The 26505-nt window shown below is 65.7% G+C and carries 22 protein-coding genes; 10 read left to right on the forward strand and 12 right to left on the reverse strand.

The window, feature by feature from the left end:
* Positions 1 to 61 precede the first annotated feature (61 nt).
* Complete coding sequence (gene zapE / locus FVA74_RS06735; protein WP_370454505.1) at positions 62 to 1099, reverse strand: cell division protein ZapE; 1038 nt, start codon at positions 1097 to 1099, stop codon at positions 62 to 64.
* A 160-nt stretch (positions 1100 to 1259) separates the two neighbouring features.
* Here zapE and FVA74_RS06740 point away from each other — a divergent pair, with 160 nt between their 5' ends.
* Both FVA74_RS06740 and FVA74_RS06745 read left to right on the forward strand, forming a co-directional pair.
* Positions 1260 to 2159 carry a sulfurtransferase gene (locus tag FVA74_RS06740; protein WP_147721304.1) on the forward strand — a complete coding sequence of 300 codons (900 nt, stop codon included), beginning with the start codon at positions 1260 to 1262 and terminating at the stop codon, positions 2157 to 2159.
* A 29-nt stretch (positions 2160 to 2188) separates the two neighbouring features.
* Positions 2189 to 2629 carry a SufE family protein gene (locus FVA74_RS06745; protein ID WP_147721305.1) on the forward strand — a complete coding sequence of 147 codons (441 nt, stop codon included), beginning with the start codon at positions 2189 to 2191 and terminating at the stop codon, positions 2627 to 2629.
* Here the strand turns inward: FVA74_RS06745 and FVA74_RS06750 are convergent.
* Entirely contained in the window at positions 2595 to 3803 is a 1209-nt protein-coding gene (locus FVA74_RS06750) for a S9 family peptidase (protein ID WP_147721306.1), read from the reverse strand. The genes FVA74_RS06745 and FVA74_RS06750 overlap by 35 nt on opposite strands.
* A gap of 22 nt (positions 3804 to 3825) precedes the next feature.
* On the opposite strand from FVA74_RS06750, the gene FVA74_RS06755 reads away from it, so the two are divergent.
* The 4 genes from FVA74_RS06755 to FVA74_RS06770 all read left to right on the forward strand — a co-directional run bounded on the left by FVA74_RS06755 (position 3826) and on the right by FVA74_RS06770 (position 9070).
* Entirely contained in the window at positions 3826 to 4419 is a 594-nt protein-coding gene (locus FVA74_RS06755; protein ID WP_147721307.1) for a DUF3000 domain-containing protein, read from the forward strand.
* Between the two features lie 13 nt (positions 4420 to 4432).
* Positions 4433 to 5665: a ribonuclease D gene (locus FVA74_RS06760; protein ID WP_187266488.1), complete on the forward strand. Its 1233-nt coding sequence runs from the start codon at positions 4433 to 4435 to the stop codon at positions 5663 to 5665.
* An 82-nt stretch (positions 5666 to 5747) separates the two neighbouring features.
* Positions 5748 to 6938, forward strand: coding sequence for an acetyl-CoA C-acyltransferase (locus tag FVA74_RS06765; RefSeq protein WP_370454509.1), 1191 nt, complete (start codon positions 5748 to 5750; stop codon positions 6936 to 6938).
* Positions 6938 to 9070 (forward strand): 3-hydroxyacyl-CoA dehydrogenase NAD-binding domain-containing protein, encoded by a 2133-nt coding sequence (locus FVA74_RS06770; protein WP_147721310.1) that lies wholly within the window; start codon positions 6938 to 6940, stop codon positions 9068 to 9070. The genes FVA74_RS06765 and FVA74_RS06770 overlap by 1 nt, the downstream gene beginning before the upstream one ends.
* Before the next feature lie 72 nt (positions 9071 to 9142).
* Here FVA74_RS06770 and dxs read toward each other — a convergent pair whose 3' ends face one another.
* The 5 genes from dxs to dut form a co-directional block, all read right to left on the reverse strand.
* Entirely contained in the window at positions 9143 to 11080 is a 1938-nt protein-coding gene (dxs, locus tag FVA74_RS06775) for a 1-deoxy-D-xylulose-5-phosphate synthase (RefSeq protein ID WP_147721311.1), read from the reverse strand.
* Between the two features lie 9 nt (positions 11081 to 11089).
* Positions 11090 to 13924: an aconitate hydratase gene (locus tag FVA74_RS06780; RefSeq protein WP_147721312.1), complete on the reverse strand. Its 2835-nt coding sequence runs from the start codon at positions 13922 to 13924 to the stop codon at positions 11090 to 11092.
* Positions 13925 to 14128: 204 nt separating this feature from the next.
* Positions 14129 to 14944, reverse strand: a complete 816-nt coding sequence (locus tag FVA74_RS06785) for a DUF3159 domain-containing protein (RefSeq protein ID WP_240792152.1) — start codon at positions 14942 to 14944, stop codon at positions 14129 to 14131.
* A 2-nt stretch (positions 14945 to 14946) separates the two neighbouring features.
* On the reverse strand, positions 14947 to 15579 hold the full coding sequence (locus FVA74_RS06790; protein ID WP_147721313.1) for a DUF3710 domain-containing protein: 633 nt from the start codon (positions 15577 to 15579) through the stop codon (positions 14947 to 14949).
* Entirely contained in the window at positions 15576 to 16034 is a 459-nt protein-coding gene (gene dut / locus FVA74_RS06795; RefSeq protein WP_147721314.1) for a dUTP diphosphatase, read from the reverse strand. The genes FVA74_RS06790 and dut overlap by 4 nt, the downstream gene beginning before the upstream one ends.
* A gap of 56 nt (positions 16035 to 16090) precedes the next feature.
* Between dut and FVA74_RS06800 the strand changes: the two genes are divergently transcribed.
* On the forward strand, positions 16091 to 16534 hold the full coding sequence (locus FVA74_RS06800; protein WP_147721315.1) for a DUF3093 domain-containing protein: 444 nt from the start codon (positions 16091 to 16093) through the stop codon (positions 16532 to 16534).
* A gap of 10 nt (positions 16535 to 16544) precedes the next feature.
* Here the strand turns inward: FVA74_RS06800 and FVA74_RS06805 are convergent, their stop codons facing one another.
* On the reverse strand, positions 16545 to 16838 hold the full coding sequence (locus FVA74_RS06805) for a DUF4193 domain-containing protein (RefSeq protein WP_147723106.1): 294 nt from the start codon (positions 16836 to 16838) through the stop codon (positions 16545 to 16547).
* 198 nt (positions 16839 to 17036) lie between these two features.
* Here FVA74_RS06805 and sepH point away from each other — a divergent pair, with 198 nt between their 5' ends.
* Positions 17037 to 18134: a septation protein SepH gene (gene sepH, locus FVA74_RS06810; RefSeq protein ID WP_147721316.1), complete on the forward strand. Its 1098-nt coding sequence runs from the start codon at positions 17037 to 17039 to the stop codon at positions 18132 to 18134.
* Positions 18135 to 18145: 11 nt separating this feature from the next.
* On the opposite strand, the gene FVA74_RS06815 is transcribed toward sepH, so the two are convergent.
* A complete protein-coding gene (locus tag FVA74_RS06815) occupies positions 18146 to 19285 on the reverse strand; it encodes an alkaline phosphatase family protein (protein ID WP_206022609.1) in 1140 nt (379 codons plus the stop codon).
* Positions 19286 to 19288: 3 nt separating this feature from the next.
* On the opposite strand from FVA74_RS06815, the gene FVA74_RS06820 reads away from it, so the two are divergent.
* Complete coding sequence (locus FVA74_RS06820; RefSeq protein ID WP_147721317.1) at positions 19289 to 21739, forward strand: DNA topoisomerase (ATP-hydrolyzing) subunit A; 2451 nt, start codon at positions 19289 to 19291, stop codon at positions 21737 to 21739.
* A gap of 51 nt (positions 21740 to 21790) precedes the next feature.
* Here the strand turns inward: FVA74_RS06820 and FVA74_RS06825 are convergent, their stop codons facing one another.
* A complete protein-coding gene (locus tag FVA74_RS06825; RefSeq protein ID WP_147721318.1) occupies positions 21791 to 23872 on the reverse strand; it encodes a type IIA DNA topoisomerase subunit B in 2082 nt (693 codons plus the stop codon).
* A 236-nt stretch (positions 23873 to 24108) separates the two neighbouring features.
* Here FVA74_RS06825 and FVA74_RS06830 point away from each other — a divergent pair, with 236 nt between their 5' ends.
* Positions 24109 to 24333, forward strand: coding sequence for a hypothetical protein (locus FVA74_RS06830; RefSeq protein ID WP_147721319.1), 225 nt, complete (start codon positions 24109 to 24111; stop codon positions 24331 to 24333).
* Positions 24334 to 24342: 9 nt separating this feature from the next.
* Here FVA74_RS06830 and FVA74_RS06835 read toward each other — a convergent pair whose 3' ends face one another.
* Together FVA74_RS06835 and FVA74_RS06840 are read right to left on the reverse strand one after the other, a co-directional pair.
* The gene (locus FVA74_RS06835; protein ID WP_147721320.1) at positions 24343 to 25413 is read right to left on the reverse strand and encodes an alanine racemase; all 1071 of its coding nucleotides are present in this window, start codon (positions 25411 to 25413) and stop codon (positions 24343 to 24345) included.
* Positions 25410 to 26501: an alanine racemase gene (locus tag FVA74_RS06840; protein ID WP_147721321.1), complete on the reverse strand. Its 1092-nt coding sequence runs from the start codon at positions 26499 to 26501 to the stop codon at positions 25410 to 25412. The genes FVA74_RS06835 and FVA74_RS06840 overlap by 4 nt, the downstream gene beginning before the upstream one ends.
* Positions 26502 to 26505: the final 4 nt, after the last annotated feature.

Genomic DNA, 26505 nt, shown 5'->3' on the forward strand with positions numbered 1-26505 from the left:
AGATTGTTTCCGGCTGCCTCGCATTCACTGCGAAGGAGCCGGGCGAGGTCTGCGTGAAGCGCTACTCGCGCTGGCCGGAGGTCAGGGCGATCAGGCGCGACACCGCGCGCAGGTACTTCTTGCGGTACCCGCCGGCGAGCATGTCTGCGGGGAAGATCTCGTCGAGCGGGGTTCCGCTCGCGACGATCTGCACTTGGGCGTCGTAGAGGCGGTCGACGAACGCGACGAATCGGAGCGCGTCGGTCTGGCTCGTGAAGGCCTGCACATCGAGCAGGCCGATCGCAGCGACGTTGTCGACCACCTTGACGTAGCGGGACGGATGTACCCGCCCGAGCAGTCCCAACACCGCGGCGAAATCGTCGAGGGTCGTCTCCCCTTCGATCCCAGTGAGGCGCTCCGCGATCTCCTCACTGGGAACAGTCACGGCGTGACCTGAGTTCTCGCGGTGGCGGTAGTCGACACCGTCGACACGCACCGTGTTGAACTGTCCCGCAAGCGCGTCGATCTCGCGAAGGAAGTCCTGGGCGGCGAAGCGGCCCTCCCCCAGCGCGTTCGGAGGGGTGTTGGATGTCGCGGCGATGCGCGTGCCCGACGCGACGAGTTCCCCGAGGAGGCGCGCCATCAGCCGCGTGTCGCCCGGGTCATCCAGTTCGAACTCATCAATGCAGATCAGCGACGCGCCCTTCAGCGCCTTGACCGTGTCGGAATAGCCGAGCGCGCCCACGAGGGCGGTGTACTCGATGAAGGTGCCAAAGTACTTGCGGCCGCGTGCGCGGTGCCACAGTGAGGCGAGGAGATGAGTCTTGCCAACGCCGAAGCCACCGTCGAGGTAGATACCGGGGCGCGAATCGTCGCTCTTCTTGCGCGAGAAGAGCCCACCGCGCTTCGGGGCAGCACCCGAGGCAAAGTCGCGCACTGCCGCGACCGCGTCGGCCTGGGAGGGGAAGTCGGGGTCTGGACGGTAATTGTCGAGCGAAGCTTGCATGAACTGGCGAGGCGGCACCAGGTGCTCCACCATCTCCTTGCCCGAGAGTCTGTCATCCCGCTGCAGCAGGCTTGAGGGAGCAGTCGTGGCGGGAGAGGGCTGGTCAACGGTCAAGAGGAATGAGCCTGTCTATCGGTGGCGAAGTAGCCCGTGTCGAAGTCTTACGCTCTGCTGCAATGCGGCACGCCGAGCGCATACAGTCTTCAAGGGGAGATTCCCATGTTAACCCGCGCATCGCTGGCAGGATGCCGCAGAGACGCACCACGGAGGCACCATGACCGTCGCACGAGACGAGAATCCGAAGTTCGCCGAGTACGCCCATCCTGAGCGCCTTGTGAGCACTGAATGGCTCGCCCACAACCTCGGCCAGCCGGGCCTCGTCGTCGTCGAATCAGACGAAGACGTGCTGCTCTACGAGACTGGCCACATCCCCGGCGCAGTCAAGATCGACTGGCACACCGAACTCAACGACCCCGTTCAGCGCGACTACATAGACGGCGAGGAGTTCGCCCGTCTGATGTCAGAGAAAGGCATCTCGCGGGATTCCACCGTCGTGATCTACGGCGACAAGAGCAACTGGTGGGCTGCGTATGCCCTCTGGGTCTTCACGCTCTTCGGCCACGAGGATGTGCGCCTCCTCGACGGCGGACGCGCCAAGTGGGAAGCGGAGGGGCGCGAATACACGACCGACGTGCCCATGCCCGAGCCCACCGACTACCCAGTGGTCGAGCGTGACGACTCTGCGATCCGCGCCTATCGTGACGATGTCATCGCCCACCTCGGCAAGCCCCTCATCGACGTACGCTCGCCGGAGGAGTACTCGGGTCAGCGCACGACCGCGCCCGCATACCCGGAGGAGTCGTCGCTGCGCGCCGGGCACATCCCGACAGCCGTCAGCATCCCATGGGGAAAGGCAGCGGCAGAGGACGGCACATTCCGCTCGCGCGACGAGCTCGAGCGCCTCTACTTCGACGAGGCAAACATCTCGAAGGACGACGACGTCATCGCCTACTGCCGCATCGGAGAACGTTCGAGCCACACCTGGTTCGTACTCGCCTTCCTCCTTGGCATCGAGAACGTGCGCAACTACGACGGTTCCTGGACGGAATGGGGATCTGCGGTGCGGGTGCCCATCGTCATCGGCGAGGAGCCTGGTGACGCTCCCCAGCGTTGACCGATGTGCTAAATGCGATACTCGAATGCGTGACTGAACACGCGCTTCCCGAGGCACTCTCCGACATCCGCGACGAGTTCCTCGACGTCGGAGAGAAGGAGAGGCTGACTCTTCTGCTCGAGTTCGCCAACGAGCTTCCAGAGCTGCCCACCCGCTACTCCGAGCATCCGGACCTCCTCGAACGCGTGGAGGAATGTCAGGCTCCCGTCTACCTCTTCGTCGAGGTAGACGATTCCGCCGTGGTGCATCTCTTCATCACTGCGCCGAGGGAATCCCCGACGACCCGCGGTTTCGCATCCATCCTGACGCAGGGCCTCGAAGGGCTGACGGTCGACGAGGTACTCGGCGTTCCCAGCGACTTTCCTCAGACGATCGGCCTGTCGAAGGCGATCAGCCCGCTTCGACTGCACGGCATGACCGGCATGCTCGCCCGGATCAAGCGCCAGGTTCGCGAGAAGACGGCTCGCTGACCCGGGCATCGAGCCACTCGCGGATCATGCGCGTCCATCGCTCGGGGTCCACGTTCCACACGCGCGTGTGCCCTGCGCCGGTGATCTCGGGGAACGTGACGATGTCGGGCCGTGCGTGGGCCAGCGCCCGTGATGCCGAGTTAGGCACGAACCTGTCATCGTCGCTGTGCAGGATGAGCATGGGAAGTCGGAGCTCCATCGCACGCGTCACGAAGTCGAGTCGACGCAGGTCGATGGGCGCGGCCTGCCCGGTCATCACCCGGCCCCAGGGGCGAGTCAGTAGACGGTAGACGGTTGCCGTGATGACGCGGGGGATGTGTCGGGTACCCGCTTGGTGGTCGAGGGCGGTTACCCAGTCGACGACTGGCGATTCGAGCACGATTCCGGTGACAAAGTGCGCGAGTCGTGAGCGCGAGACAGCCTGCAGCACGGTTGCGCCGCCCATCGACCAGCCCATGAGGATGATCTGCTTGGCGCCGTTGTCGACGGCGAAGCGGATTGCCGCCTCGACGTCGAGCCACTCAATGTCGCCGAGGGCATAGAGTCCGTCGTCGCTGCCTGGCGCAAGTCCGTCGTTGCGATAGGAGACGAGGAGCGAGGTAAAGCCGGCGTCGCGGAATACCGGCACAGCGCGAATGACCTCGCGACGGTCGACCGCTCGGCCATGGACCTGGATCACCCACCTGCCGAGGTCGTCGTGTGCGGGAACACGCCACGCGGGGGCGGCGCCGATCGTCGTCGAGATATCGACCTCGTCGAAAGGGACGCCGAGCTCGCTCGGATCGCGGTAGTACCAGCCGGACAAGCGGCACCTGGCCCCGCGGCGCGGCGTGCCCTCCTCGACAGCATGGAGCTCTCGAACAACGCTGTTCGCGCCCAGTCTCATCACGTCTCCGACCTTCGCGTAGCCGGAGTCCCGATCAAACCAGAGTCCGTATCGGCCTTCAATGACGGAGTCGACTGTTCGTGTCAGGGTGATGGTTCCGCGATCGACGTCATGGTCGAGGATCCTCATATCCTCAATGGCCCGGCGGGGTGGCGTGACGACGAGGCGAGCGACGAAGGAGGCCACACCCACGAACACGGCGGCGGCGGTGAGGCCGATGGCCGACAGCAGGCCGACCGCGAACCACCAGGGGCGAGCGGGAGCGGCGTGCCTGCGTGCAAGGTACACGCTTGAACTTTAGTCTTCACTTGTGCCGAACAACGAAGCGGGTCCCATCCCGGCTCCTTTCCGCGATGCCGTGGACTCAATTCGGCGGGCGAGCTTTCGATCAGAGCTCAGCGTCAACGACATCCCCTCCCCCTCATCGCTCTCTCCGTACTCGCTCGCCCTGTCGGCTGATGTGACCCCCGCACGGCACGACGAGGATTCCGAACTGGGCACCGGGCGCTTCGTTCTCCTGCACGACCCGGAGGCTCCCGAGGCGTGGGGCGGGGTCTTCCGCGTCGTCTGCTTTGTGCAGGCACCGCTCGAAACCGACATCGGTGTCGACCCGTTCTTGGCGGATGTCGCGTGGTCGTGGCTCATCGATGCGCTCGACGCTCGCGACGCGCGATATTCGAAGCCGTCCGGCACAGCGACCAAGATTCTCTCCACCGGCTACGGCGAGCTCGCGGACCAGGGCGATGGCGCCCAGATCGAACTGCGTGCGTCGTGGACGCCCGAGGATTCCGATGTCTCAGCTCACGTCGAAGGCTGGGGCGAATTGCTGTGCATGCTCGCCGGCTTGCCGCCGGCCGAAGGTGTCGCGTCTCTTTCAGCGCGCCGGGCGGCGCGGGATGCATGACGGGAGAACCACAATGACGGATGCCACCCCCGAGGCGGCTGAACCGAAGGCCCACACGGTCATCGACACGCGCGACGAGTATCTCGAGGCGGTCGCACTGATTGCCGCGGGAGAGGGGCCGGTCGCGGTCGACGCCGAACGCGCATCCGGATATCGCTATTCCCAACGCGCGTATCTCATCCAGATCTTCCGCCGTGATGCGGGCACCTTCCTCTTCGACCCGCCGGCGATCGGTGCCATGACGGAGCTGAACGAGGCAATCCAGCAAGTCGAGTGGGTGTTCCATGCCGCGAGCCAGGATCTCGACTGCCTGAAGGAGGTCGGGCTCGTCCCCCAACGGATCTTCGACACGGAACTAGGCGCACGTCTCGCCGGGCTCCCGAGAGTCGGTCTCGGCACCGTGGTCGAGTCGCTCCTCGGGATCCACCTTGCGAAGGAGCACTCGGCGGCGGACTGGTCGACGAGGCCCCTCCCCGAGTCCTGGCTGCTCTACGCAGCCCTCGATGTCGAGCTTCTCCCAGACCTCCGCGAAGCTGTCGCCAAGCTCCTGGAGGAACAAGGCAAGACCGAGATCGCGGCGCAGGAGTTCGCTGACGTGCTCACGCGTCCTGCCCGCCCGAGTTCACGTGGTGAGGGGTGGCGTCGCCTTTCCGGCGTGCACTCGGTCCGGGGCGGCCGCAACCTCGCTGTCGCGAAGGCACTGTGGGAAGCGCGGGATGCCTACGCTCGCGAGATCGACACCGCCCCGGGCAGGCTCGTCCCCGACGCGAGCCTCGTCGCCGCCGCCAAGGCGCTCCCTTCCAGCAAAAAGGAACTCGCCGGCCTCAAGGAGTTCGTGGGTCGAGCCAGCCGAACTGAGCTGTCCCGCTGGTGGGCGGCGATCGAGACGGGCCTCGCGAGCACGGAACTGCCGACACTGCGGGTGCCCGGGGGAGACGCCGTCCCGCCCCCAAAGGCATGGGCGGATCGCAACCCCGATGCTGATGAGCGGCTCAAGATCGTGCGGCCCCGCATCGTCGAGCTAGCGGAGGAGCTGCAGCTCCCAGTAGAGAACCTCCTGACCCCCGACACGCTCCGGCGCGTCTCGTGGTCGCCTCCCGAGCCGCTGAGTGCAGAAAGTCTCGCTGATGCCCTCGCTTCCCATGGCGCCAGGCAGTGGCAGATTGAAGCTACTGTACAGATCATCCACGAAGCCTTTGTAGAGGCTACACAGTCTGCCTCGGAGCGCGACAACGCCGCTTCGTAGGAAGGTGCAAACGATTCAGGGCCAAAAATCGCCGCGCCTAGGATCGACGCAGATCTGAAATCAAGGAGGCGTTGTGGCCGAAATGCAGGATGTCGTGTTCATCGACGGGGTGAGGACCCCGTTCGGACGAGCCGGCGAAAAGGGTATGTACTGGAACACCCGCGCGGATGATCTCGTCGTGAAGGCGATGATCGCTCTCCTCGAGCGAAACCCCGCGGTGCCGAAGGACCGTATCGATGAGGTGGCGATCGCTGCCACCACCCAGACCGGCGACCAGGGACTGACATTGGGTCGCAGCACCGCGATCCTCGCGGGTCTCCCCCAGACGGTGCCCGGATACGCAATCGACCGTATGTGCGCGGGCGCCATGACCTCCGTCACGACCGTGGCCGGCGGAATCGCCTTCGGTGCCTACGACCTCGCGATCGCGGGCGGTGTCGAGCACATGGGGCACCACCCAATGGGCTCGGGCGTCGACCCCAACCCGCGCTTCGTCGCGGAGAAGCTCGTGAACGCCGAGGCGCTCAACATGGGCAACACGGCGGAGAAGATCCACGACCGCTTCCCTGAGATCACGAAGGAACGCGCCGACCGCTTCGCGCTCGGCAGCCAGCAGAAGTTCGCCGCCGCGGTTGCGGCGGGCAAGATCGACCCGGACCTCGTCCCCATTGCCGTCAAGACGGCCGAAGGCTGGGGCCTCGCATCCCGCGACGAGGCGCCGCGCCCCGAGACGACGATGGAGGGGCTCGCGAACCTGAAGACGCCCTTCCGCCCCCATGGGCGTGTCACGGCAGGTAACTCCTCTGGCCTGAATGACGGAGCAACCGTCAGCCTGATGGCCAGCGCTCGCGCGGCCAAGGAGCTCGGCCTCACGCCCAAGATGCGGCTCGTGAGCTACGCCTTCGCCGGCGTCGAGCCCGAGATCATGGGCATCGGTCCCATCCCGTCCACAGAGAAGGCCCTCAAGAAGGCCGGGCTCACAATCGACGACATCGGGCTCTTCGAGCTTAATGAGGCATTCGCCGTGCAGGTGCTCTCCCTCCTCGACCACTACGGCATCGCCGACGACGACCCGCGGGTGAACAAGTGGGGCGGAGCTATCGCCGTCGGGCATCCTCTCGCGTCGTCCGGCGTGCGACTCATGATCCAGCTCGCCCGCCAGTTCGAGGAGCACCCGGAGGTGCGCTACGGCCTGACCGCGATGTGCGTCGGCCTCGGACAGGGCGGATCGGTCATCTGGGAGAACCCGCACTTTACTGGGAGGAAGAAGTAATGGCATCACAGTTCGATGAACTCACGGAACTCTCCGCAGACGAGGTCGTCACTCACTCCTATGTGACTGAAGTACCGATTTCCGGTGGCCGCGTTCTCGCGCTCGTCACGCTGGACAACGGCAAGGACCACACCCGGCCCAACACCTTCGGCCCGCGCGGACTCCTGGAGCTCGACGGGGTCCTGGACGGCCTGCGCGGGAGGGCCTCTCGTGGGGAGATCGCCGGGGTCGCGATCACCGGTAAGCAGTACATCCTCGCAGCGGGGGCCGACCTCAGCAAGGTGAGCGAGATCCCCAGTCGCGAGGCGGCCAAGCAGCTCGCCCAGCTCGGGCACCAGGCGCTCGGCAAGCTCCACGGCATGGGTGTCCCGTCGTTTGCCTTCATCAACGGCCTCGCACTGGGCGGCGGCCTCGAGGTCGCCCTCCATGCCGACTACCGCACGGTGGACCGTTCGGGTGCCGGAATCGCGCTGCCCGAGGTGTTCCTGGGGATCATCCCCGGATGGGGCGGGGCCTGGCTCCTCCCCAACCTGATCGGCATCGAGAACGCCCTCAAGGTCGTGATCGAGAACCCCCTGAAGAACAACACCATGCTCAAGCCGCAGCAGGCCTTCGACATGGGAATCGCCGACGTCATCTTCGACCCCGCGAACTTCCTCGAGGAGTCGATCCGGTGGGCGGATGCCGTCATCTCGGGTGCCGTGAAGGTCAAGCGTTCCAATGAACCAGGCAAGATTGAACGCGCCGTCAAGTGGGATGTCGCGATCGGCATCGCGCAGAAGATGCTCGAGAGCCGCATCGGCAAGGTTGCGAAGTCGCCCTACGCGGCACTCGAACTGCTCAAGGCGGCGAAGAACACCGACCGTGCGACCGGGTTCGCTGCTGAGGACGAGAAGCTCGCTGAGCTCATTGCTGGCGACCAGTTCGCCGCGAGCATCTACTCCTTCAACCTCGTGCAAAAGCGAGGCAAGCGCCCGGCGGGCGCTCCTGACAAGTCGCTCGCCAAGCCCGTCACGAAGATCGGCGTGATCGGTGCGGGCCTCATGGCCCAGCAGTTCGCACTTCTCTTCGTACGCCGACTCAAGGTGCCGGTCGTGATCACCGACATTTCGCAGGAGCAGATCGACAAGGGACTCGCCTACATCCACGGCGAGATCGACAAGCTCGAGTCGAAAGGCAAGCTGAGCCGCGACGACTCGAACCGCCTGAAGGCTCTCGTGACGGGCACGACGAACAAGGCGGACTTCGCGGACGCGGACTGGGTCATCGAGGCAATCTTCGAGAATCTCGAGGCGAAGCAGGATGTCTTCGCAGAGATCGAGAAGCACGTCGTCGATACGGCGGTCCTGGCGACGAACACCTCCTCGCTCTCGGTCGAGCAGATCGGTGCCAAGCTGGCGCACCCTGAGCGAGTGGTCGGCTTCCACTTCTTCAACCCGGTTGCGGTCATGCCGCTCATCGAGGTCGTAAAGACTCCCCACACGGATGATGCGACCCTGAGCACGGCGATGGTCACCGCCGCGAAGCTCTACAAGACCGCAGTGATTACGGCAGACACGCCCGGATTCGTTGTGAACCGCGTGCTCGCGAAGCTTCTCGGCGAGGCGATGCACGCGGTGGACACGGGCACCCCCTTCGAGGTTGTCAACACGGCGGCGGCCCCGCTCGGCCTGCCCATGTCACCGTTCGAGCTGCTTGAGCTTGTCGGACTGAAGGTCGGCGCCCACGTGCTCGACACTCACCACGCGGCCTTCCCTGAGCGCTTCTTCGAGAGCAGGAACCTGCACCGCCTGGCGGAGCACGGTCGCATCTTCGATCGCGACAACAAGGGCAAGATCAAGGGCTTCGACAAGCAGGCAGTCAAGATCGTGTCCGGCGGCTCTACGCCCATGACACGCGAGGAAATCCTTCGCCGGCTCGAGGACGGTCTGGCCGACGAGATCAAGCGAATGCTGGATGACGGTGTCGTGGCCGCGGCGGAGGACATTGACCTCTGCATGCTGCTCGGGGCCGGCTGGCCGTTCCAGATGGGTGGTGCAACGCCTTACCTCGACCGGGTGGGAGCATCCGAGCGAGTCTTCGGGGGCACCTTCCACTCCCCCGCTATCAGGGGAATCGACTCAGCGCGCTGAGCGAGGCAGACAGATGAGGGCCCGGAGCATCCGCTCCGGGCCCTCGGTCGTTCACGCTTCAATGGCGATCGTTCACGTTTCTGCGTCGATGTCGACCTGCGTCCGCCGGGACTCTTGGCGAGCCACTGGGATCTTGCTTCCCAGCACTTGCGCGACGACGTCACGCGCGATCTGCTGAGGCGTGAGCCCGACCTGTTCAAGGATCTCGGCGCGCGTGGCGTGGTCGAGGAATTGATCGGGAAGTCCGAGTTCGGTCACCGCCGTGTCGACGCCCGCAGCGCGCATGTCCTGGCGCAAGCGGGTGCCGACTCCCCCAACGCGTACGCCGTCCTCGATCGAGATGACGATTCGGTGCGCGGCGGCCATCTCGATGATGCTGCGCGGGATCGGCACGACCCAGCGTGGATCGACGACCGTCGCGCCGATACCCTGCTGCTTGAGCCGAGCTGCGACGTCGAGGCCGATGTCGGCCATGGGACCCACCGTCATGATGAGTACGTCCTGTTGCGCCGCTTCGGCGAGCACGTCAACGCCATCGGCCGTGCGCCTGACGGCCTCGACCTCCGCGCCCACGCTTCCCTTCGAGAAGCGGAGCACGGTGGGGGCATCCTCGATTGCGACGGCCTCACGCAGCTGTTCGCGCAGGCGGGTGGCGTCGCGCGGGGCACTCAGATGGATACCGGGCACCACCTGGAGGATTGCGAGATCCCACATGCCGTGATGGCTGGGACCATCGGGGCCCGTGACGCCGGCACGGTCGAGCACGAACGTCACCCCTGCCTTGTGCAGGGCGACATCCATCAGGACCTGGTCGAAGGCGCGATTGATGAAGGTCGCGTAGACGGCCACGACGGGATGCAAGCCACCGAAGGCAAGTCCAGCTGCCGAGGTGACGGCGTGTTGCTCGGCGATTCCCACATCCAGCACGCGCTCCGGGAATCGGGCAGCCATCTTGTGGAGCCCGACGGGTCGAAGCATCGCCGCCGTGATGCCGACGAGTCGAGGATTCTCCTCAGCGATCGCGACGATTTCATCCGCGAAGACCGATGTCCACGACGGGGAATTGGTGGCGCCGACGGGTTCACCCGTCTCCGCATCGATCTGCCCCACCGCGTGGAACTGATCGGCCTCGTCCGCGAGGGCGGGTTCGTATCCGCGCCCCTTTTGGGTGATGACGTGCACGATGACGGGGGCCTCGTATTGCTTCGCCTGGCGAAGCGCCTGCTCGAGTGCGGGCAGGTCATGGCCGTCGATCGGCCCGAGGTACTTGATGTCGAGGTTCGAGTAGAGCGCCTCGTTGTTGGTGAAACGGCTGAGGAACCCGTGGAGCCCGCCGCGGACACCGCGGTAGAGGGCCCGAGCCGGCGAGCCGAGTCGGTTGAACAGCTGACGGCTGCCGAGATGCAGGTTGCGGTAGGTACGGCGGGTGCGCACGTCGTTCAGGAAGCGCGCCATGCCACCGATCGTCGGGGCGTAGGAGCGTCCGTTGTCGTTGACGACGATGACAAGGTTGCGGGTGTTGTCGTCGCTGATATTGTTCAGCGCTTCCCACGTCATGCCGCCCGTAAGCGCGCCATCGCCGACGACGACCGCCACATGACGGTCATCCTGGCCAGACATCTCGAACGCGCGGGAGACCCCGTCAGCCCATGACAGCGAGCTTGAGGCGTGGGAGCTCTCGACGACGTCGTGCACCGATTCGGAGCGCTGCGGGTAGCCCGCGAGGCCGCCCTTCTGGCGGAGCATACTGAAGTCCTGTCGCCCCGTGAGGAGCTTGTGGACATAGGACTGGTGTCCGGTGTCGAAGATGATCGGGTCGCGCGGCGACTGGAACACCCGGTGGAGCGCGATGGTCAGCTCTACCACTCCGAGGTTCGGACCCAGGTGGCCCCCGGTCTTCGATACCTCGGTGATAAGGAATCGACGGACCTCTCCCGCCAGCTGCTGGAGCTGGACGGGAGAGAGTCCGTCGAGATCACGAGGACCGTGAATGGTCTCGAGAAGGCTCATGTTGCGAGCTTAGACGAGGCTCCTGAGGACGTACTGCAGGATGCCCCCATTGCGGTAGTAGTCCGCCTCGCCGGGGGTGTCGATGCGTACGGTCGCGTCGAACTCCACGGTCTGCTTGCCCTCGGCCGAGAACTCGCTCGGCTCACACACGACCTTGACGGTCTTCGGCGTCACGCCCTCGTTGAGCTGCTCGAGGCCAATGATCGAGACCGTCTCGGTGCCGTCGAGGCCAAGCGACTTCCAGCTCTCGCCCTGCGGGAACTGGAGCGGAACCACGCCCATGCCGATGAGGTTCGAGCGGTGGATGCGCTCGAAGCTCTCGGTGATGACGGCCTTCACGCCGAGCAGGCTCGTGCCCTTCGCGGCCCAGTCACGTGAGGAGCCGGAGCCGTACTCCTTGCCACCGAACACGACGAGCGGCGTGCCCTGCGACTGGTAGTTCATGCACGCGTCGTAGATGTACGACTGCGGGCCACCCTCCTTGGTGAAGTCACGCGTGTATCCACCCTCGACCACCTGCCCATCGTTGACTGCCGCGACGAGCTCGTTCTTCAGGCGGATGTTCGCGAACGTGCCGCGGATCATGACCTCGTGGTTTCCACGGCGCGAACCGTAGGAGTTGTAGTCCTTACGCTGCACACCGTTGGCCTCGAGGTACTCGGCTGCCGGGGTGCCCGGCTTGATGTTGCCGGCGGGGCTGATGTGGTCGGTCGTGACCGAGTCACCAAGCGTCGCCATCACGCGCGCGCCGCGGATGTCCGAGACGGGCGTGAGCTCCATCGACATCTCCTCGAAGTACGGAGGCTTGCGCACGTAGGTGGACTGCTCATCCCACTCGAAGGTCGGCCCCGTCGGCGTGGGCAGGTTCTGCCAGCGCTCGTCACCGTCGAAGACCGTTGCGTACTGCTTGATGAACTGCTCGCGCGAGATCGACGTGTCGATGACCTCCTGGACCTCCTCCGGCGAAGGCCAGATGTCCTTGAGGAACACGTCGTTGCCGTCCTGGTCCCTGCCAAGCGGGTCAGTGTCGAAGTTGAAGTTCATCGAACCGGCCAGGGCGTAGGCCACGACGAGGGGCGGCGACGCAAGGTAGTTCATCTTGACGTCCGGGCTGATGCGGCCTTCGAAGTTGCGGTTGCCCGAGAGCACCGCCGTCACGGCGAGGTCGTGCGAGTTGATCGCCTCGGAAACCTCTTCGATGAGCGGGCCGGAGTTGCCGATGCAGATGGTGCAGCCGTAGCCGACCGTGTAGAACCCGACAGCCTCAAGCGCCTTGTCGAGCCCCGACTTCTCGTAGTAGTCGGTCACGACCTTCGAGCCCGGGCCGAGCGTCGTCTTGACCCACGGCTTGCGAGTCAGCCCCCGGTCCACCGCCTTCTTGGCGAGGAGGCCCGCGGCGAGCATGACGGAGGGGTTCGAAGTGTTGGTGCACGACGTGATCGCAGCGAGCGTGACTGCCCCGTTGTCGAGCACGTACTCCTGGCCCTCAGGCGTCGTGACGGGCACGGGCTTCGACCACTCCTGAGCGCTGCCGCTGTTGATGTGCACGTCACGCGTGTCGGTGTCCTCCTCGCCGGGCACGGGGCCGGGGTCGGATGCCGGGAACGAGTGCTTGGCCATCAGGTCGGCCATGTCGTGAGTCGTCGTGGGCGCCGCGTAAGACAGGATGTCCTTGCTGAACTGCTCCTTCGCCTCGGACAGCAGGATGCGGTCCTGCGGACGCTTCGGGCCAGCGATCGAGGGCACCACGGTGCTGAGGTCGAGCTCGAGGTACTCCGAGAAGTTCGGCTCCACGGCAGCGTTGTGCCAGAGGCCCTGCTCCTTGGCGTACGACTCCACGAGCGACACCGTCTGCTCGTCGCGACCCGTGAGGCGGAGGTAGTCGAGCGTGACGTCGTCGATCGGGAAGATCGCGGCCGTCGAACCGAACTCGGGGCTCATGTTGCCGATCGTCGCGCGGTTCGCGAGCGGCACCGATGCAACGCCCGCTCCGTAGAACTCCACGAACTTGCCGACGACACCGTGCTTGCGAAGTATGTCGGTGATGGTGAGCACGACATCCGTCGCCGTCACGCCCGCGGGAATCTCACCCGTCAGCTTGAAGCCGACGACACGCGGGATGAGCATCGACACCGACTGGCCGAGCATGGCCGCCTCTGCCTCGATGCCACCGACGCCCCAGCCGAGAACGCCGAGGCCGTTGACCATCGTCGTGTGCGAGTCGGTGCCGACGCAGGTGTCGGGGTACGCGCGCAGGGTGCCATCGACGGTGCGGTCGTAGATAACCTTGGCGAGGTGCTCGATGTTGACCTGGTGCACGATGCCGGTGCCGGGGGGCACGACCTTGAAGTCCTGGAAGGCCGTCTGGCCCCAGCGGAGGAACTGGTAACGCTCGCCGTTGCGCTCGTACTCGATTTCAACGTTGCGCTCGAGGGCGTTCTCGCTACCGAAGAGGTCCGCGATCACCGAGTGGTCGATCACGAGCTCGGCGGGCGATAGCGGGTTGATCTTGTTGGGGTCACCGCCGAGTTCGGTCACGGCCTCGCGCATCGTGGCGAGGTCGACGATGCAGGGAACGCCAGTGAAGTCCTGCATGACGACACGGGCCGGGGTGAACTGGATCTCGGTGTCGGGCTCGGCCGAGGGGTCCCACGAGCCGAGTGCCTCGATCTGCTCCTTCGTGACGTTCGCACCGTCCTCGGTGCGAAGGAGGTTCTCGAGCAGCACCTTGAGGCTGAACGGAAGCTTCTCGTGCCCGGCGACCTTGTCGATCCGGAAGATCTCGTACTCGGTCGAACCGACCGCGAGTGTGTCCCGCGATCCAAAGCTGTTTACTGACGACATGGCGTCGACTCCCTTGCTGAGCTCTGTCGGCGTGCCGCATACGCCGCACTCTCGTAGCCAATCCTCGTGACGAAAACTGATCGCCACCAGCAAGGCAAGCCTAAGTCGGCTTACCGCTGAGCGAGGTTGGAACTCCGAAGAATTTATCTTGATATCGAGATAAATATACCATGCGCAACCTGCTCGGCCTCAGAGCGACGCGCGCTAATCGGCCCCGCCTGGTCGGCCGGGTTCCGGAGCGGCGCCACCGCTGGCCTGGCTCACATCGGATGCGTAGACCGAGCGCACCAGCAGCCACGTCACCCAGAGCATGGCCGCGTACAGGGGAACGCCCATGATCAGCTTGGCAGCAGCGAGGAAATCGGCCTGCCCCGTCATGTAGAGCGGTGCCTGCACGAGGAGTCGGCCCGCGAAGAGTCCCACCCAGAGCCACGTGGCCACGGTCAGCACACGCCGCTTTGCACGGTTCTCCCGCCACTCCGTGAGCTCGTTGCTCAGTAACCCGACGATCACCCCTATGAGCGGCCAACGGAGCGCCAATGACACGAGTAGCACGACGGCGGAGACGACGTTGACGATGAGCCCGGGCAGGAAGTTGTCTTCAGCACGGCCCGTCAGCAGCGCGAGGGCCGCCGAGATGCCGATGCCCACGAGCCCGGCGAGGGCAGGGGTCACGGCCGAGCGAGTGATAGCACGCACGCCGACGAAGACGAGCGACACCGCCAAGGGAGCCAGCACCGAGGGAACCAGGTCACCCGTGACGGTGTAGACGACGAGAAACCCGAGTCCCGGCAGGATCGCTTCGACTAGGCCCCGGATGCCCCCTACGGCACGAAGGAGCGAGGTGGCCGTCGGCACCTCCCCGGGTGCAACCGCGCCGATACCGGCACGACGGGCTGCTTCACCGAAGCTCGCGCGGAATAGCTCGCCCATCGACTCGCCGGATTCGGGTTGCGAAGGCTTCTCAGGCGAGGGATGCGCTTCACGCTCACCCGCGCCACCCTCGCGCGGATACGACATCACTAGGTGGCCTGGGGCGAGACGGGCGCCGTCGCGGTTCCCGTGCGCGGCATCTGCAGCGGGATGAGGTCGCGGGGAGGCATGGGGGCGATGCCGCGCACGACCACGAGGCTACGGAAGAGATCCTCGATTTTGGCGGCGGCATCCGGATCGACGACGCCTTCTCCGGCAATGACTCCGCGCAGGAACCACCGGGGACCATCGACGCCAATGAAACGCGCGAGCCGCATCGTGCCTGGTTGCCCCGCGCCGGCAGCGGGAATCTCAGCGAGGAGTTCAGGGCCGAAGACACCAGTCGTCAGCTTCGTCGAACCACCCTGGCGTGAGATCTGCTCGGCGATCTGCTGGCGGATCTCGTGCCAGAGTCCCGTCGACCGGGGCGCCGCGAAGGGCTGCACCTGGAGGCTCGAGCCCGCGTAGTCGAGGCCGATGGCGACGACGCGCTTGCTTCCCTCCTCGACCTCGAGACGAAGCTGCAGGCCCTCACGGGGCAGGAGCTTGATGCCGCCGAGGTCGACATAGGGGCGAACGGCGTTGGCCTCACTGTCGTCCAGCGGCCCGGCAGTCGCGCGGTCAGCCGGCGCCGACTTGGCCTGCGCGAGCTCCTCTTCAGAACCTGGCGTGGTGTCGCTCACTCGATACTTCCTTCTGTTGTGTCGCGGTGACCGGTAGAACCAAACCCCGCCGTGCCCCGCTGTGTCTCATCGAGTTCCTTCACGCTTGCGAACTCCGCTCTCGTGACCGGCATCACGATCAACTGGGCAATGCGGTCGCCCACCTCAATCGAGAATGGCTCTTCGGCATCCGTATTCAGCAGGGTGACCCGCAGTTCTCCACGATAACCGGCATCCACCGTGCCCGGGCTGTTCACGATGGTAATTCCGTGTCGCGCGGCGAGGCCGCTGCGCGGGACCACGAAGGCCGCGTACCCGAAAGGAAGCGCTATCGAGACGCCCGTTCCGACCGTCGCGCGGGAACCCGGTGCCAGCACAAGGGACTCGGCCGCCCTGAGGTCGGCGCCCGCATCGCCGGGATGCGCATAGGCCGGGGTATAGGTGCCCACGATGGGGACTCTGACGGTATCGACCACGACACGAGAGTAGTCCAGTGAGGATGGGCCGGTGAAAAGTCTGCTCGAATAGGGGTATGTCCCGCTACAACGAGCGGCAATGGCCGTCCTTCGCCCTGCTATTCGCCCTCATCCTGCTGCTGCCCGCCACCCTCCTGGTCTTCGTGCCCATCGACACGCGAGTCGGGATCGTCGTCGCGGTGCTCCTCTATGCCGCAGTCACGGCAGTGCTCGTCGTGTCATCGCGACGCATCACCGTGACCGACGACGGCCTCACCGTGGGGCCCGCGCACCTTCCGCGTGACGCCATCGGCGAGGTCTCCTCATTCGAGGGCGAAGAAGCGACCGCCGAACGAGGTGTGCGCCTGGATGCGCGGGCCTGGCTCGCGATCAGGGGCGGCATTTCGCCGGTGGTGCGCATCGAGGTGCTCGACCCTGCGGACCCGACACCCTACTGGCTCGTCTCCACGCGGAAGCCGCGGCAGTTGGAGGAGGCGCTCAACGCCACGAGACGCGCGTAGCCGGCCGCGGTTAGGCAGCACATTCGAGGCAGATCGCCCCGAGCTTCTCCTGGTGATCGATCTGCGAGCGGTGCTTCACGAGGAAGCAACTGATGCAGGTGAACTCGTCGGCCTGCGGAGGAAGCACGACGACATCGAGATCCATGTCTGAAAGGTCGGCTCCGGGAAGCTCGAAACCGCCAGGATTGTCAGCGTCGTCAGAGTCGACAACACCGGACATCTTGTCGGGCACGCGCTCCTTCAGTGCCTCGATGCTCTCAGAATCATCGTCGGTCTTACGAGGTGCGTCGTAGTCGGTTGCCATGCCCATCCAGTCTTGGTACTTGCCGATCAGTCTGAATCGGCGGCGACAGTTTGCCTTATTCGAATCTGAATAGCAAACGAACTCGGAAGCCCGGGTCCATGCCATGCCAACTCGCGGCGCGCCCGGTCTATTCCCGGCTATCCGCGGTCGTCGTGAGACTCTATAGAGCAACCCGCGACAGTCTGAAGGGCGATCAGCATGCATGACCTGAGAGTCATCGGAGTCGAGAACAATGCGCTCCTCGCGAGCGCCGATGACGGCACCCGCTACCGGATCCAAATCGACGACGAGACGTACTCGATGTTGCGCCGCAAGGCAGCCACCCCGCTCGGGGAGCGGCGGATCGCCCCGCGCGACATCCAGTCCCATATTCGAGCGGGCATGTCGGCGCGGGAAGTCGCCGAGATGACCGGTGCGCCCCTCGAGTACGTCGAGAAGTTCGAGGGTCCGGTCCTCGCCGAGCGACAGTTCGTCGTCACGGCGGCGATGGCGGTGCCGGTCAGCACTGCGAGCGACACCGGCCCCCTCGCCGGGGCGAACTTCGGCGCGGTCATGGAAGAGCGGCTCGAGGAGATCGGGGCCACGGACATCGAGTGGGCGAGTTGGAAGGACCCCGACACGGGATGGATCGTCAAGCTCACGTTCCAATCCGATGAAGTCGAGCACGACGCCCGGTGGCAGTTCGACCCGAAGAAGACCACCCTGGCCCCGCTCAACAGCGAGGCGACGCGCTTAAGCCAGCAGGGTGAGGTCGCCGGCACTCTGATTCCGCGCCTCCGTGCTGTGCCTGTGGATCGTTCGCCAGACACGACCCGCTTCGACAGCGGGGCCTTCACAGCAGCGGACCTCGAAGCACGGGACACCGCACCCTACGCAGACGCGATTCCATTCGGACGCGGAGCTCAGTCGGTCTCTCCCTCTGCAATCAACACCGACGAGCCGCAGAGCGACAGTGGGAACACCGCCGACCTGCTCGAGGCCCTTCGCCGCCGTCGCGGCGAGCGGGAATCCTCACCGGGCATCGAGGCCGAGGAGCCTCGGTTCGCCCACCCGTCTACCGGCAGCATCCGCGTCATCGACATCCCGCTCGACGACTTCAACGACGATGGGGAGCGCCCAAGCTCGGAGGCGTCAAACGGCGCAACGCATCCGCAACTCTTCTCGAACTCGCAGAACGATCAGCCGCGTGCTCCCGCGAAGAACGAGCCGGCGCAGCCGAAGTCGCAGCGCCGTGGGCGCGTCTCGATGCCGAGCTGGGACGACATCGTCTTCGGGGCGAAGGCCGACGACGACTGACGCGAACCGCGTCAGGCGAACGCACCGAATCGAATGAGGGGCACCGTGGTCTCCTCGGGTCCCAGCGAGCCGTGCTGCCCGACCATCAGGAGGGCTGACTGCGAGGCACTGCGACTGTCGTAGTAGGCGATCCTCTTGCGGGCGGCGACGAACACGTCACCCAGGCGCGGGACCACCTCGTCATCGACGACTGTGCCGAACCACCCCGCGCCGATCGCATCCTCGCGGGTCACGACCCATGAGCGGTGGGACTCGGATGCCTCCCAGCGGCGGACGAGCTCGGCTCGTTCAGCCGGCGAGAGACTCGGCTCCAGGTGCAGTTGCAGGCATCGCGGCTCCCCCGCGACAGCGGCGACACCGTCGAGTAGGCCGTCGATCGCGTCGAACATCACGTGGCCGGATGGCGGGACGTCGACCATCCCGTGATCCGCCGTGACGAGGATGCCCTCTCCGTGGCGTGGCGACGACACGAAGCCGCGGACCGCGGCGTCGAGTTCTTCGAGCGCCGCGAGCCAGCGATCGGACTCCCAGCCGTAGCGGTGTGCGACCTGGTCGAGCTCGGGCACGTAGACATACGCCAGCCCCCCGCCCGCGGCATCCAGCTGCGCTCGCGCCACGTGCAGGCGCTCTGAGAGCTCGGGGGCCACAGCGTAGTCGGCGCCACGAAGGATCGCTCGCGTGAAGCCGGAGTCCTCGTAGCGGGCAGCGCCGACAGCGACCGACGCAAGACCGTGATCGCGAGCGATCTCGAACTGCGTCCTACACCGTTGCCAGCTGGCCGGATCAAGCGCCCCGCCCCAGCCATTCAGCTGGTTCAGCACGACGCCCGTGCCAGGGTGGCGAACGGAGTACCCGACAATGCCATGGGCACCGGGGTGCGCCCCGGTCGTCAGCGTCGTGAGCGCCGCTGCCGTCGTTGTCGGGAAGCCCGACTGGAGCTTGAAGGAAGGGGCGCTCGCCAGTGTCCTCGCATGCCCCGCTCGCGACGCCAGCATGTGCGAACCGAGCCCGTCGATGACGAGGAGGATCGCTTTGGTAACGGGAGGAAGCCCGAGCCCATTCGGCTCACTACGAACGGCTCCGAGCATGGACGGCAACACGTCGGCGAGGCTAAACCGGTGGGAGAACGGCGCCGGTAGCATGGCAGCCATACTATGACTACTCCCGCACACAGCGCCGCTGACGAGCGTATTGACGACATCGATCTCGCAACAGAGATGGAGGGCTCGTTCCTCGAATACGCCTACTCCGTCATCTATTCCCGAGCTCTTCCCGATGCGCGGGATGGGCTCAAGCCGGTGCAGCGCCGCATCCTGTTCCAGATGACCGAGATGGGCCTGCGGCCTGATCGTGGACATGTGAAGTCCGCGCGCGTTGTCGGCGATGTCATGGGCAAGCTGCACCCGCACGGCGACGCCTCCATCTACGACGCGATGGTGCGGCTGAACCAGCCGTTCATCATGCGGGTCCCGCTGATCGATGGTCACGGCAACTTCGGCTCTCTCGACGACGGCCCCGCCGCCCCGCGATACACGGAAGCACGCCTGACGGCGGCAGCGCTCGCCCTCACAGCCGACCTCGACGAAGACGTCGTCGACTTCGTGCCCAACTACGACAACCAGTTGCTGCAGCCCGAGGTGCTTCCCTCCGCGTTCCCCAACCTGCTCGTCAATGGGGCCACGGGCATCGCGGTGGGCATGGCGACCAACATGGCACCCCACAACCTCATCGAGGTGGTCGGCGCCGCACGGCACTTGCTCGAGCACCCGGACGCCACCCTCGAGGAACTGATGGCGTATGTGCCGGGGCCCGACCTGCCGAGCGGTGGCACCATCATGGGGCTCAGCGGCGTCCGGGACGCATACGCCACGGGTCGCGGCAGCTTCAAGACGCGGGCTCGCGTCTCGATAGAGCCGGTCACGGCCCGCAAGATGGGCCTCGTCGTGTCGGAGCTGCCGTACATGGTCGGCACCGAGAAGGTCATCGAGAAGATCAAGGACGGCGTGAGCTCCAAGAAGCTCAGCGGGATCTCGGATGTCGCTGACCTGACCGACCGCAAGCGTGGCCTGCGACTCGTCATCGGCATCAAGACAGGATTCAACCCGCAGGCCGTGCTCGAGCAGCTCTACAAGTTCACGCCTCTCGAAGAACAGTTCAACATCAACAACGTCGCCCTCGTCGACGGTGGACCGCAGACCCTCGGCCTCAAACAGCTCCTGCAGGTGTACCTCGACCACCGCATGAGCGTCACGACCCGCCGCAGCCGCTATCGACTCGACCGTCGGCGCGAGCGCCTACACCTCGTCGAGGGACTGCTGATCGCGATCCTCGACATCGACGAGGTCATCCAGGTGATCCGCACCTCCGACGACTCCGAGCAGGCGCGCGGCCGCCTTCGCGATGTCTTCGACCTCAGCGAAGTGCAGGCGGAGTACATCCTCGAGTTGCGCCTGCGTCGTCTCACCAAGTTCTCTCGCATTGAGCTTGAGGCGGAGCGGGACTCGCTGAAGGCGGAGATCGCAGAGCTCGAGCGGCTGCTCGCCGACCCCGCGCTCCTCCGCGCCCTCGTCTCGAGCGAACTGGAGGAGGTCGCCGAGCGCTTCGGCACGCCACGTCGGACGATGCTGACTGAGGCGGCCCCGAGCCTTGCGACATCCGGGCGCTCCAAGACGGCGCCCGTGCTTGAGATCGCGGATGTTCCCTGCCGGGTGCTGCTCTCCACGACAGGTCGCCTCGTGCGGGTCGACTACCCCGAAGGTCCCGTCGAGCCGATTTCGGCGGCGGCGCGCAGGAGCAAGCATGACGCGATCCTCTCCCAGGTCTTGACCACGAGTCGTAGCGAGATTGGGGCAGTGACCAACCTGGGCAGGATCGTGCGCCTCTCCCCTGTCGACCTTCCGGTCGTTCCCGGAAACTCGGTCCAGTTGGCTGCAGGGCGCAAGATCGCCGAGTACATGGGCCTCGACCGCAAGGAACGCGTCCTGGCCCTCGTCCCCTTCGAGAGCGAGATTCCCCTCGCCTTGGGCACCAGAGCCGGCATCGTCAAGCGCGTCACGCCCGGCGACGTGCCCAACAAGCCCGAGTTCGAAGCGATTTCGCTCAAGGAGGGCGATGAGGTCGTCGGCGCTGGGCTCGCTCCAGACGATGCCGAACTCGTCTTCATCACGTCGGACGCGCAGCTGCTGCGCTTCTCCGCCGCGGCCGTGCGCCCGCAGGGACGTTCAGCGGGCGGCATGGCGGGCATCCGGGTTTCACCGGGTGCTTCCGTGATCAGTTTCGCAGTCGTGACAGACCCCGATGCGACGATCGTCGCGACGGTCTCCGGCTCTGCGGCCACGATCCCGGGCACAGACCCCGGACGAGCCAAGGTGTCTCGCCTGAGTGAGTTCCCGGCGAAGGGTCGCGGCACGGGCGGCGTGCGGGCGCACTCCTTCCTCAAGGGTGAAGACAGCTTGACGCTTGCCTGGGCCGGTCCCGCGCCGGCGCACGCCGTGTCGTCCGACGGAGCTGCGCGCGCCCTGCCAGACGCCGGTGCTCGCCGCGACGCCTCAGGTATGCCGCTTGACACCGTCGTCGCGTCGATAGGCTTCGCGCTCGGGCACTGAGGCCGTCCGAGGTGATGGCGTGACCCGTGCACCGCGGGCACCCGAATCCACTCAGACGTCGATGCGGTCGCGGCTGAGCGCCTGTGATCCCTCGATAATGAACTCCTTGCGCGGGGCGACATCGTTGCCCATGAGCAGTTCAAAGACCTTCTCGGCGCCGGCAGCATCTGCGATGTTAACGCGGCGAAGCGTGCGCTGTGCCCTGTCCATCGTCGTCGTCGCCAGCTGGTCGGCATCCATCTCGCCGAGGCCCTTGTACCGCTGGATCGGATCCTGGTAGCGCTTGCCAGACTTCTTCAGCTGCTTGAGCACGCCCTGGAGTTCCGCTTCAGAGTACGTGTAGATCGTCTCATTCGGCTTGGAGCCCGGATTCATCACGACCACGCGATGCAGGGGCGGCACTGCCGCGTAGATGCGCCCATCGCGGATCATCTCGGGCATGTACCGAAAGAAGAGCGTCAGCAGGAGGGTGCGGATGTGAGCACCGTCGACATCCGCGTCGCTCATGATGATGACCTTGCCGTAGCGGGCGGACGAGAGGTCAAAACTGCGGCCGGAGCCCGCTCCGATGACCTGGATGATCGACGCGCACTCGGCATTCGAGAGCATGTCGGACACTGACGCTTTCTGCACGTTCAGGATCTTTCCCCTGATGGGGAGAAGGGCTTGGTACTCGCTGTCACGGGCCAGCTTTGCGGTACCGAGGGCGGAGTCGCCCTCGACGATGAAGAGCTCGCTGTTCGCCACGTCATTGCTGCGGCAATCGACGAGCTTGGCGGGAAGCGTCGAGTTCTCGAGGGCGTTCTTACGCCGCTGGGTCTCCTTGTGCGCGCGGGCAGAGACCCGAGACTTCATCTCGGCGACGATCTTCTCCAGGACGAGGGCGCTCTGCGCTTTGTCATCGCGCTTGGTGGAAGCGAAGCGTTCCTTCATCTCCCTCGCGATGACGCTTGCGACGATCGAGCGCACCGCGGGCGTGCCGAGGATCTCCTTCGTCTGGCCTTCAAACTGGGGCTCGGGCAGGCGAACCGTCAGCACGGCCGTGAGGCCGGCGAGGATGTCGTCCTTCTCGAGCTTGTCGTTGCCGACCTTCAAGCGGCGCGCATTCTGCTCGACCTGCGCGCGCAGGAACTTCATCATTCCCTGTTCGAAACCGGACTGGTGCGTGCCACCCTTGGGTGTTGCAATGATGTTCACAAAGCTGCGGAAGACGGTGTCGTAGCCGGTGCCCCAGCGCAGCGCGACGTCGACCTCGCAGCTGCGCTCGAGCTCCGTCGCGACCATGTGACCCTTGTCGTCGAGCACAGGCACCGTCTCGGTGAACGTGCCGGTGCCGGTCATACGCCAGGTTGACGTCAGCGCAGTGTCAGGCGCGAGGTAGTCGACGAACTCTGAGATGCCGCCGTCGAAGCGGAACGAGTCGCTGAGCTCTTCGCTTCCGCGCCGGTCGGTGACGGTGAGCGTAAGCCCGTCCACCAGGAATGCCGTCTGCCGTGCTCGCGCCATGAGCTCGTCGGTCTGGAACGTCGCTCCGCGTGTGAAGATCTGCGGGTCAGCCCAGTAGCGGACCCGGGTGCCCGTGACACCCTTGGCGACCTTGCCGATGACCCTGAGTTCGCTCCCCTTCTCGAACGGTGTGAAGGATGCATCCGGACGGGGCTCGCCGTTGTCCTTGAAGATGCCGGGTTCGCCGCGATGGAAGGACATCGCCCAGGTCTTGCCTCCGCGATCCACCTCGACGTCGAGTCGCTCCGACAAGGCATTGACGACGGATGCGCCCACGCCGTGGAGGCCACCAGAGGATGCGTACGAGCCACTTCCGAACTTGCCGCCAGCGTGCAGCTTCGTGAAGACGACCTCCACACCTGAGAGGCCGGTCTTCGGTTCCGCGTCAACCGGGATTCCCCGGGCGCGGTCCCGGACCTCGACGCTGCCATCGCCGTGCAGGACGATATCGATCGAGTCCCCGTGGCCGGCGAGGGCCTCATCGACAGAGTTGTCGATGATCTCCCACAGGCAATGCATGAGCCCGCGGGAATCCGTCGAACCGATGTACATGCCGGGCCGCTTGCGCACGGCCTCCAAGCCCTCGAGCACCGAGAGATGGCGGGCGGAATAGTCGGAACTCGACAAGAAGTGGACTCCTTCAGCTGGGAAAGCATGAGCGCACAGCGACCAGGAATGGCTCGGGGTGCGCCGTCGTCAAGCCTATCCAGCGCCGAGCAAGCGGGCCGGTATCGACACCCGCTCCTCGCACGGCTACGCGGTGAGCGAAATACGGCGGACGGATGCCCGCCATTCAGCCTTCGCGTGCTTGTATTGACCTACGGCGATTACTTCGTCGTAAGTCAAAGACGGAGGAGGAACCCATGTCTCAGATCTCAGCAGAGACGACGGAGCGAGACTCCTACCAGTTGACCGCTGCCGACCGTTGCGATAGCTGCGGGGCCCAGGCCTACATCCGAGTCGCAATCGGTGACAGCGAACTTCTGTTCTGCGCCCACCACGGGCGCCGTCACCAGGAGAAGCTCGAGGCTGTTGCTACAGAGTGGCTCGACGAGTCGAGTCGCCTGCTCGAAGGCACCAAGGCATAGCTCCGCACGTCATTTCCCCGAGGCGCTGCCCACGTACCGTCGTGGCACGCCTCGGGCAATGCGAGTGACGATCTCGTCGCCCAGCGTGTCCGTGAGGTCTCCCCACTCCCGCACCGTCTGCTCTCCGCCCGCACCAGTGCCGAACAGTGTGGCGGTGTCGCCGACGCGCACCGTCTCATCCACGGTCACGAGCATGAAGTCGGTTCCGACATGCCGCACCGGCGCGTGGCGTCCCGCGATCGTCGTGGCGACCCTGCCTGCCGCCTTCGCCGGGATGCCCTGCGCGTGGCCCAGCGCCAGCACCGCCATGCGCTCGCCGCGCTCCGTGAATGTGCTCGCGATTTCGGATGTCAGGGTCATGACCGGGATGATGCCGATCTCGGACGGTGTGACTCCGTCGAAGGAGGGAATGCCCCAGCAGTGCCCGCCCATCCGCACCATGTCGTACCTAATGTCGGAGCGCCGGAGTCCAGCGGAGCTGGCGGCGAGGTGGCGCACCTCGAACGCGACCCCGAGCTCGTCTGCGACGTCGATCGCTCGCTCGAAGCGCCGCATGGACTCGGTGTCCTCGTCCTCTGATGCTTCCGCGATGTGCGACCACACGCCGATGATCCGAATGCGCCCTGCATCGCGAAGCGAGCGCGCCAAGGATACGAGTGCGGGCCAGTCCTGCGGAGCGGCGCCGTTGCGGTTCAGGCCGGTGTCGATCTTGAGGTGCACCGAGGCAGGCACGGACGTCGCCGCATCCGCTATCGCCCAAAGTTCATGCTGCTGGGAAACCCCGAGGTCGACCTGCGCGGCCACCGCCGCAGTGAAGTCCTGGGAGGGGCCGTACTGCCAGGCCATCACCATGGTGCCGGTACCGACGCCAGCCTCGCGGACGGCCAGGGCGGAATCGACATCGAGCACACCGATGCGCTTGGCTCCTGCCTCGACGGCTGCTCGAGCCATAGGCACGAGGCCGTGGCCGTAGGCGTCAGCCTTCAGAACGACCATGAGTTCGGCGGGTGCGACAACTGAGCGCAGGTGCCTGACGTTCTTGCCGAAGGCCGTGAGGTCAACAATTGCCTCGCTCGTCATTTCCACCTCCGCATCACTCGCGCCGTGAGGCCGGCGACAACTGCAGCGCTTGAGATGCCAAGCAACTCGGCATAGTCCTGCGCCGAAGGCGCACCCCCGGCGGGGTCACCGAAGAACTCGACCACGTCGCCGACCTCAGCACCTCCAGCACCGACGTCGAGCACAGTGGCATCCATAGCAACTCTGCCCGCGATCGTGAGACGCTGCCCGCGCAGGAGTACCTGGGCGCGGTTTCCGAGCGAACGATCCACCCCATCGCCGTAGCCGATCGGCACCAAGGCGAGAGTTGTCTGCTCGCTGGTGCGGTAGGTGTAGCCATACGAGACGCCGACATCCGCGTCGACATTTTTGAGGGCGATAATCGGCGCTCTGAGGCTCAGGGCGGGCCTCACGCTCGCGGGCGCGGGCGTGAGGGCTTCGCTGAGGCCGAATGCCTCGGCGCCGATCCGCACGAGGCCGGCGTAGCCGCCGACGGGCGCGACATCTCCTCCTGCGGGAGAAACGAGCCCACGCACTTCGGTGCCCTCGGCGGTGAGAACGCTGGCCGCATTGTGCAGCAGCCGTGCGTCGCTGGCACAGAGAGTGACACTCCCCTGGCCCGCCGCCGACAGCGCACGAGCGAATGCCTCGAGTTCAGGGTGCTCGCTCGGGCCGGTGACGCGCTTGATGCCAAGGTCGAGCCACACGCTTTGCGCGCCAGCGCGGACGGCGACACCAACCGCTTCCGGCGAGGACGCGGCAGCGGAGAGCCCGAATGCAGAAAGCTCCCCCTGGGAGGCGGTGACCGGAAGATCCCACACGACGATCTCACCGTCGACACCCGCGCCCCGCAGCGCGATTCCATCGGCCATATCCGATACAGCGAACGTGGCTGACCCCGAGGAGCTCACCGCGCGAGCGGCATCCAGTAGACCGTGCCCCCAGGCCTCCGAGGAGAGATCGATCAGTACGCCGGCTCGGAGTGACGCACGGCGGAGAGCGCGAATGTTCTCTTCGACGGCCACCCTCGAGACGAACGCGAGCCGCGTGCATCCCCGAGGGAAGACAGACGGCTCCCCCGCAGTGGCGTCGCCGAGCGCGTCAGTCACCGGA

Source organism: Salinibacterium sp. dk2585 (genome assembly GCF_008001035.1).
In the GTDB taxonomy this organism is placed as follows: Bacteria; Actinomycetota; Actinomycetes; order Actinomycetales; family Microbacteriaceae; genus Homoserinimonas.

What these genes read in the sequence shown, in the direction of transcription:
- FVA74_RS06780 (WP_147721312.1), bottom strand. Translation starts at nt 13,924, where the DNA reads ATGTCGTCAGTAAACAGCTTTGGATCGCGGGACACACTCGCGGTCGGT.
- FVA74_RS06835 (WP_147721320.1), bottom strand. Translation starts at nt 25,413, where the DNA reads ATGACGAGCGAGGCAATTGTTGACCTCACGGCCTTCGGCAAGAACGTC.
- sepH (WP_147721316.1), top strand. Translation starts at nt 17,037, where the DNA reads ATGCATGACCTGAGAGTCATCGGAGTCGAGAACAATGCGCTCCTCGCG.
- FVA74_RS06830 (WP_147721319.1), top strand. Translation starts at nt 24,109, where the DNA reads ATGTCTCAGATCTCAGCAGAGACGACGGAGCGAGACTCCTACCAGTTG.
- FVA74_RS06815 (WP_206022609.1), bottom strand. Translation starts at nt 19,285, where the DNA reads ATGGCTGCCATGCTACCGGCGCCGTTCTCCCACCGGTTTAGCCTCGCC.
- FVA74_RS06785 (WP_240792152.1), bottom strand. Translation starts at nt 14,944, where the DNA reads ATGTCGTATCCGCGCGAGGGTGGCGCGGGTGAGCGTGAAGCGCATCCC.
- FVA74_RS06805 (WP_147723106.1), bottom strand. Translation starts at nt 16,838, where the DNA reads ATGGCAACCGACTACGACGCACCTCGTAAGACCGACGATGATTCTGAG.
- FVA74_RS06770 (WP_147721310.1), top strand. Translation starts at nt 6,938, where the DNA reads ATGGCATCACAGTTCGATGAACTCACGGAACTCTCCGCAGACGAGGTC.
- FVA74_RS06765 (WP_370454509.1), top strand. Translation starts at nt 5,748, where the DNA reads ATGCAGGATGTCGTGTTCATCGACGGGGTGAGGACCCCGTTCGGACGA.
- FVA74_RS06820 (WP_147721317.1), top strand. Translation starts at nt 19,289, where the DNA reads ATGACTACTCCCGCACACAGCGCCGCTGACGAGCGTATTGACGACATC.
- FVA74_RS06740 (WP_147721304.1), top strand. Translation starts at nt 1,260, where the DNA reads ATGACCGTCGCACGAGACGAGAATCCGAAGTTCGCCGAGTACGCCCAT.
- FVA74_RS06800 (WP_147721315.1), top strand. Translation starts at nt 16,091, where the DNA reads ATGTCCCGCTACAACGAGCGGCAATGGCCGTCCTTCGCCCTGCTATTC.
- FVA74_RS06760 (WP_187266488.1), top strand. Translation starts at nt 4,433, where the DNA reads ATGACGGATGCCACCCCCGAGGCGGCTGAACCGAAGGCCCACACGGTC.
- dxs (WP_147721311.1), bottom strand. Translation starts at nt 11,080, where the DNA reads ATGAGCCTTCTCGAGACCATTCACGGTCCTCGTGATCTCGACGGACTC.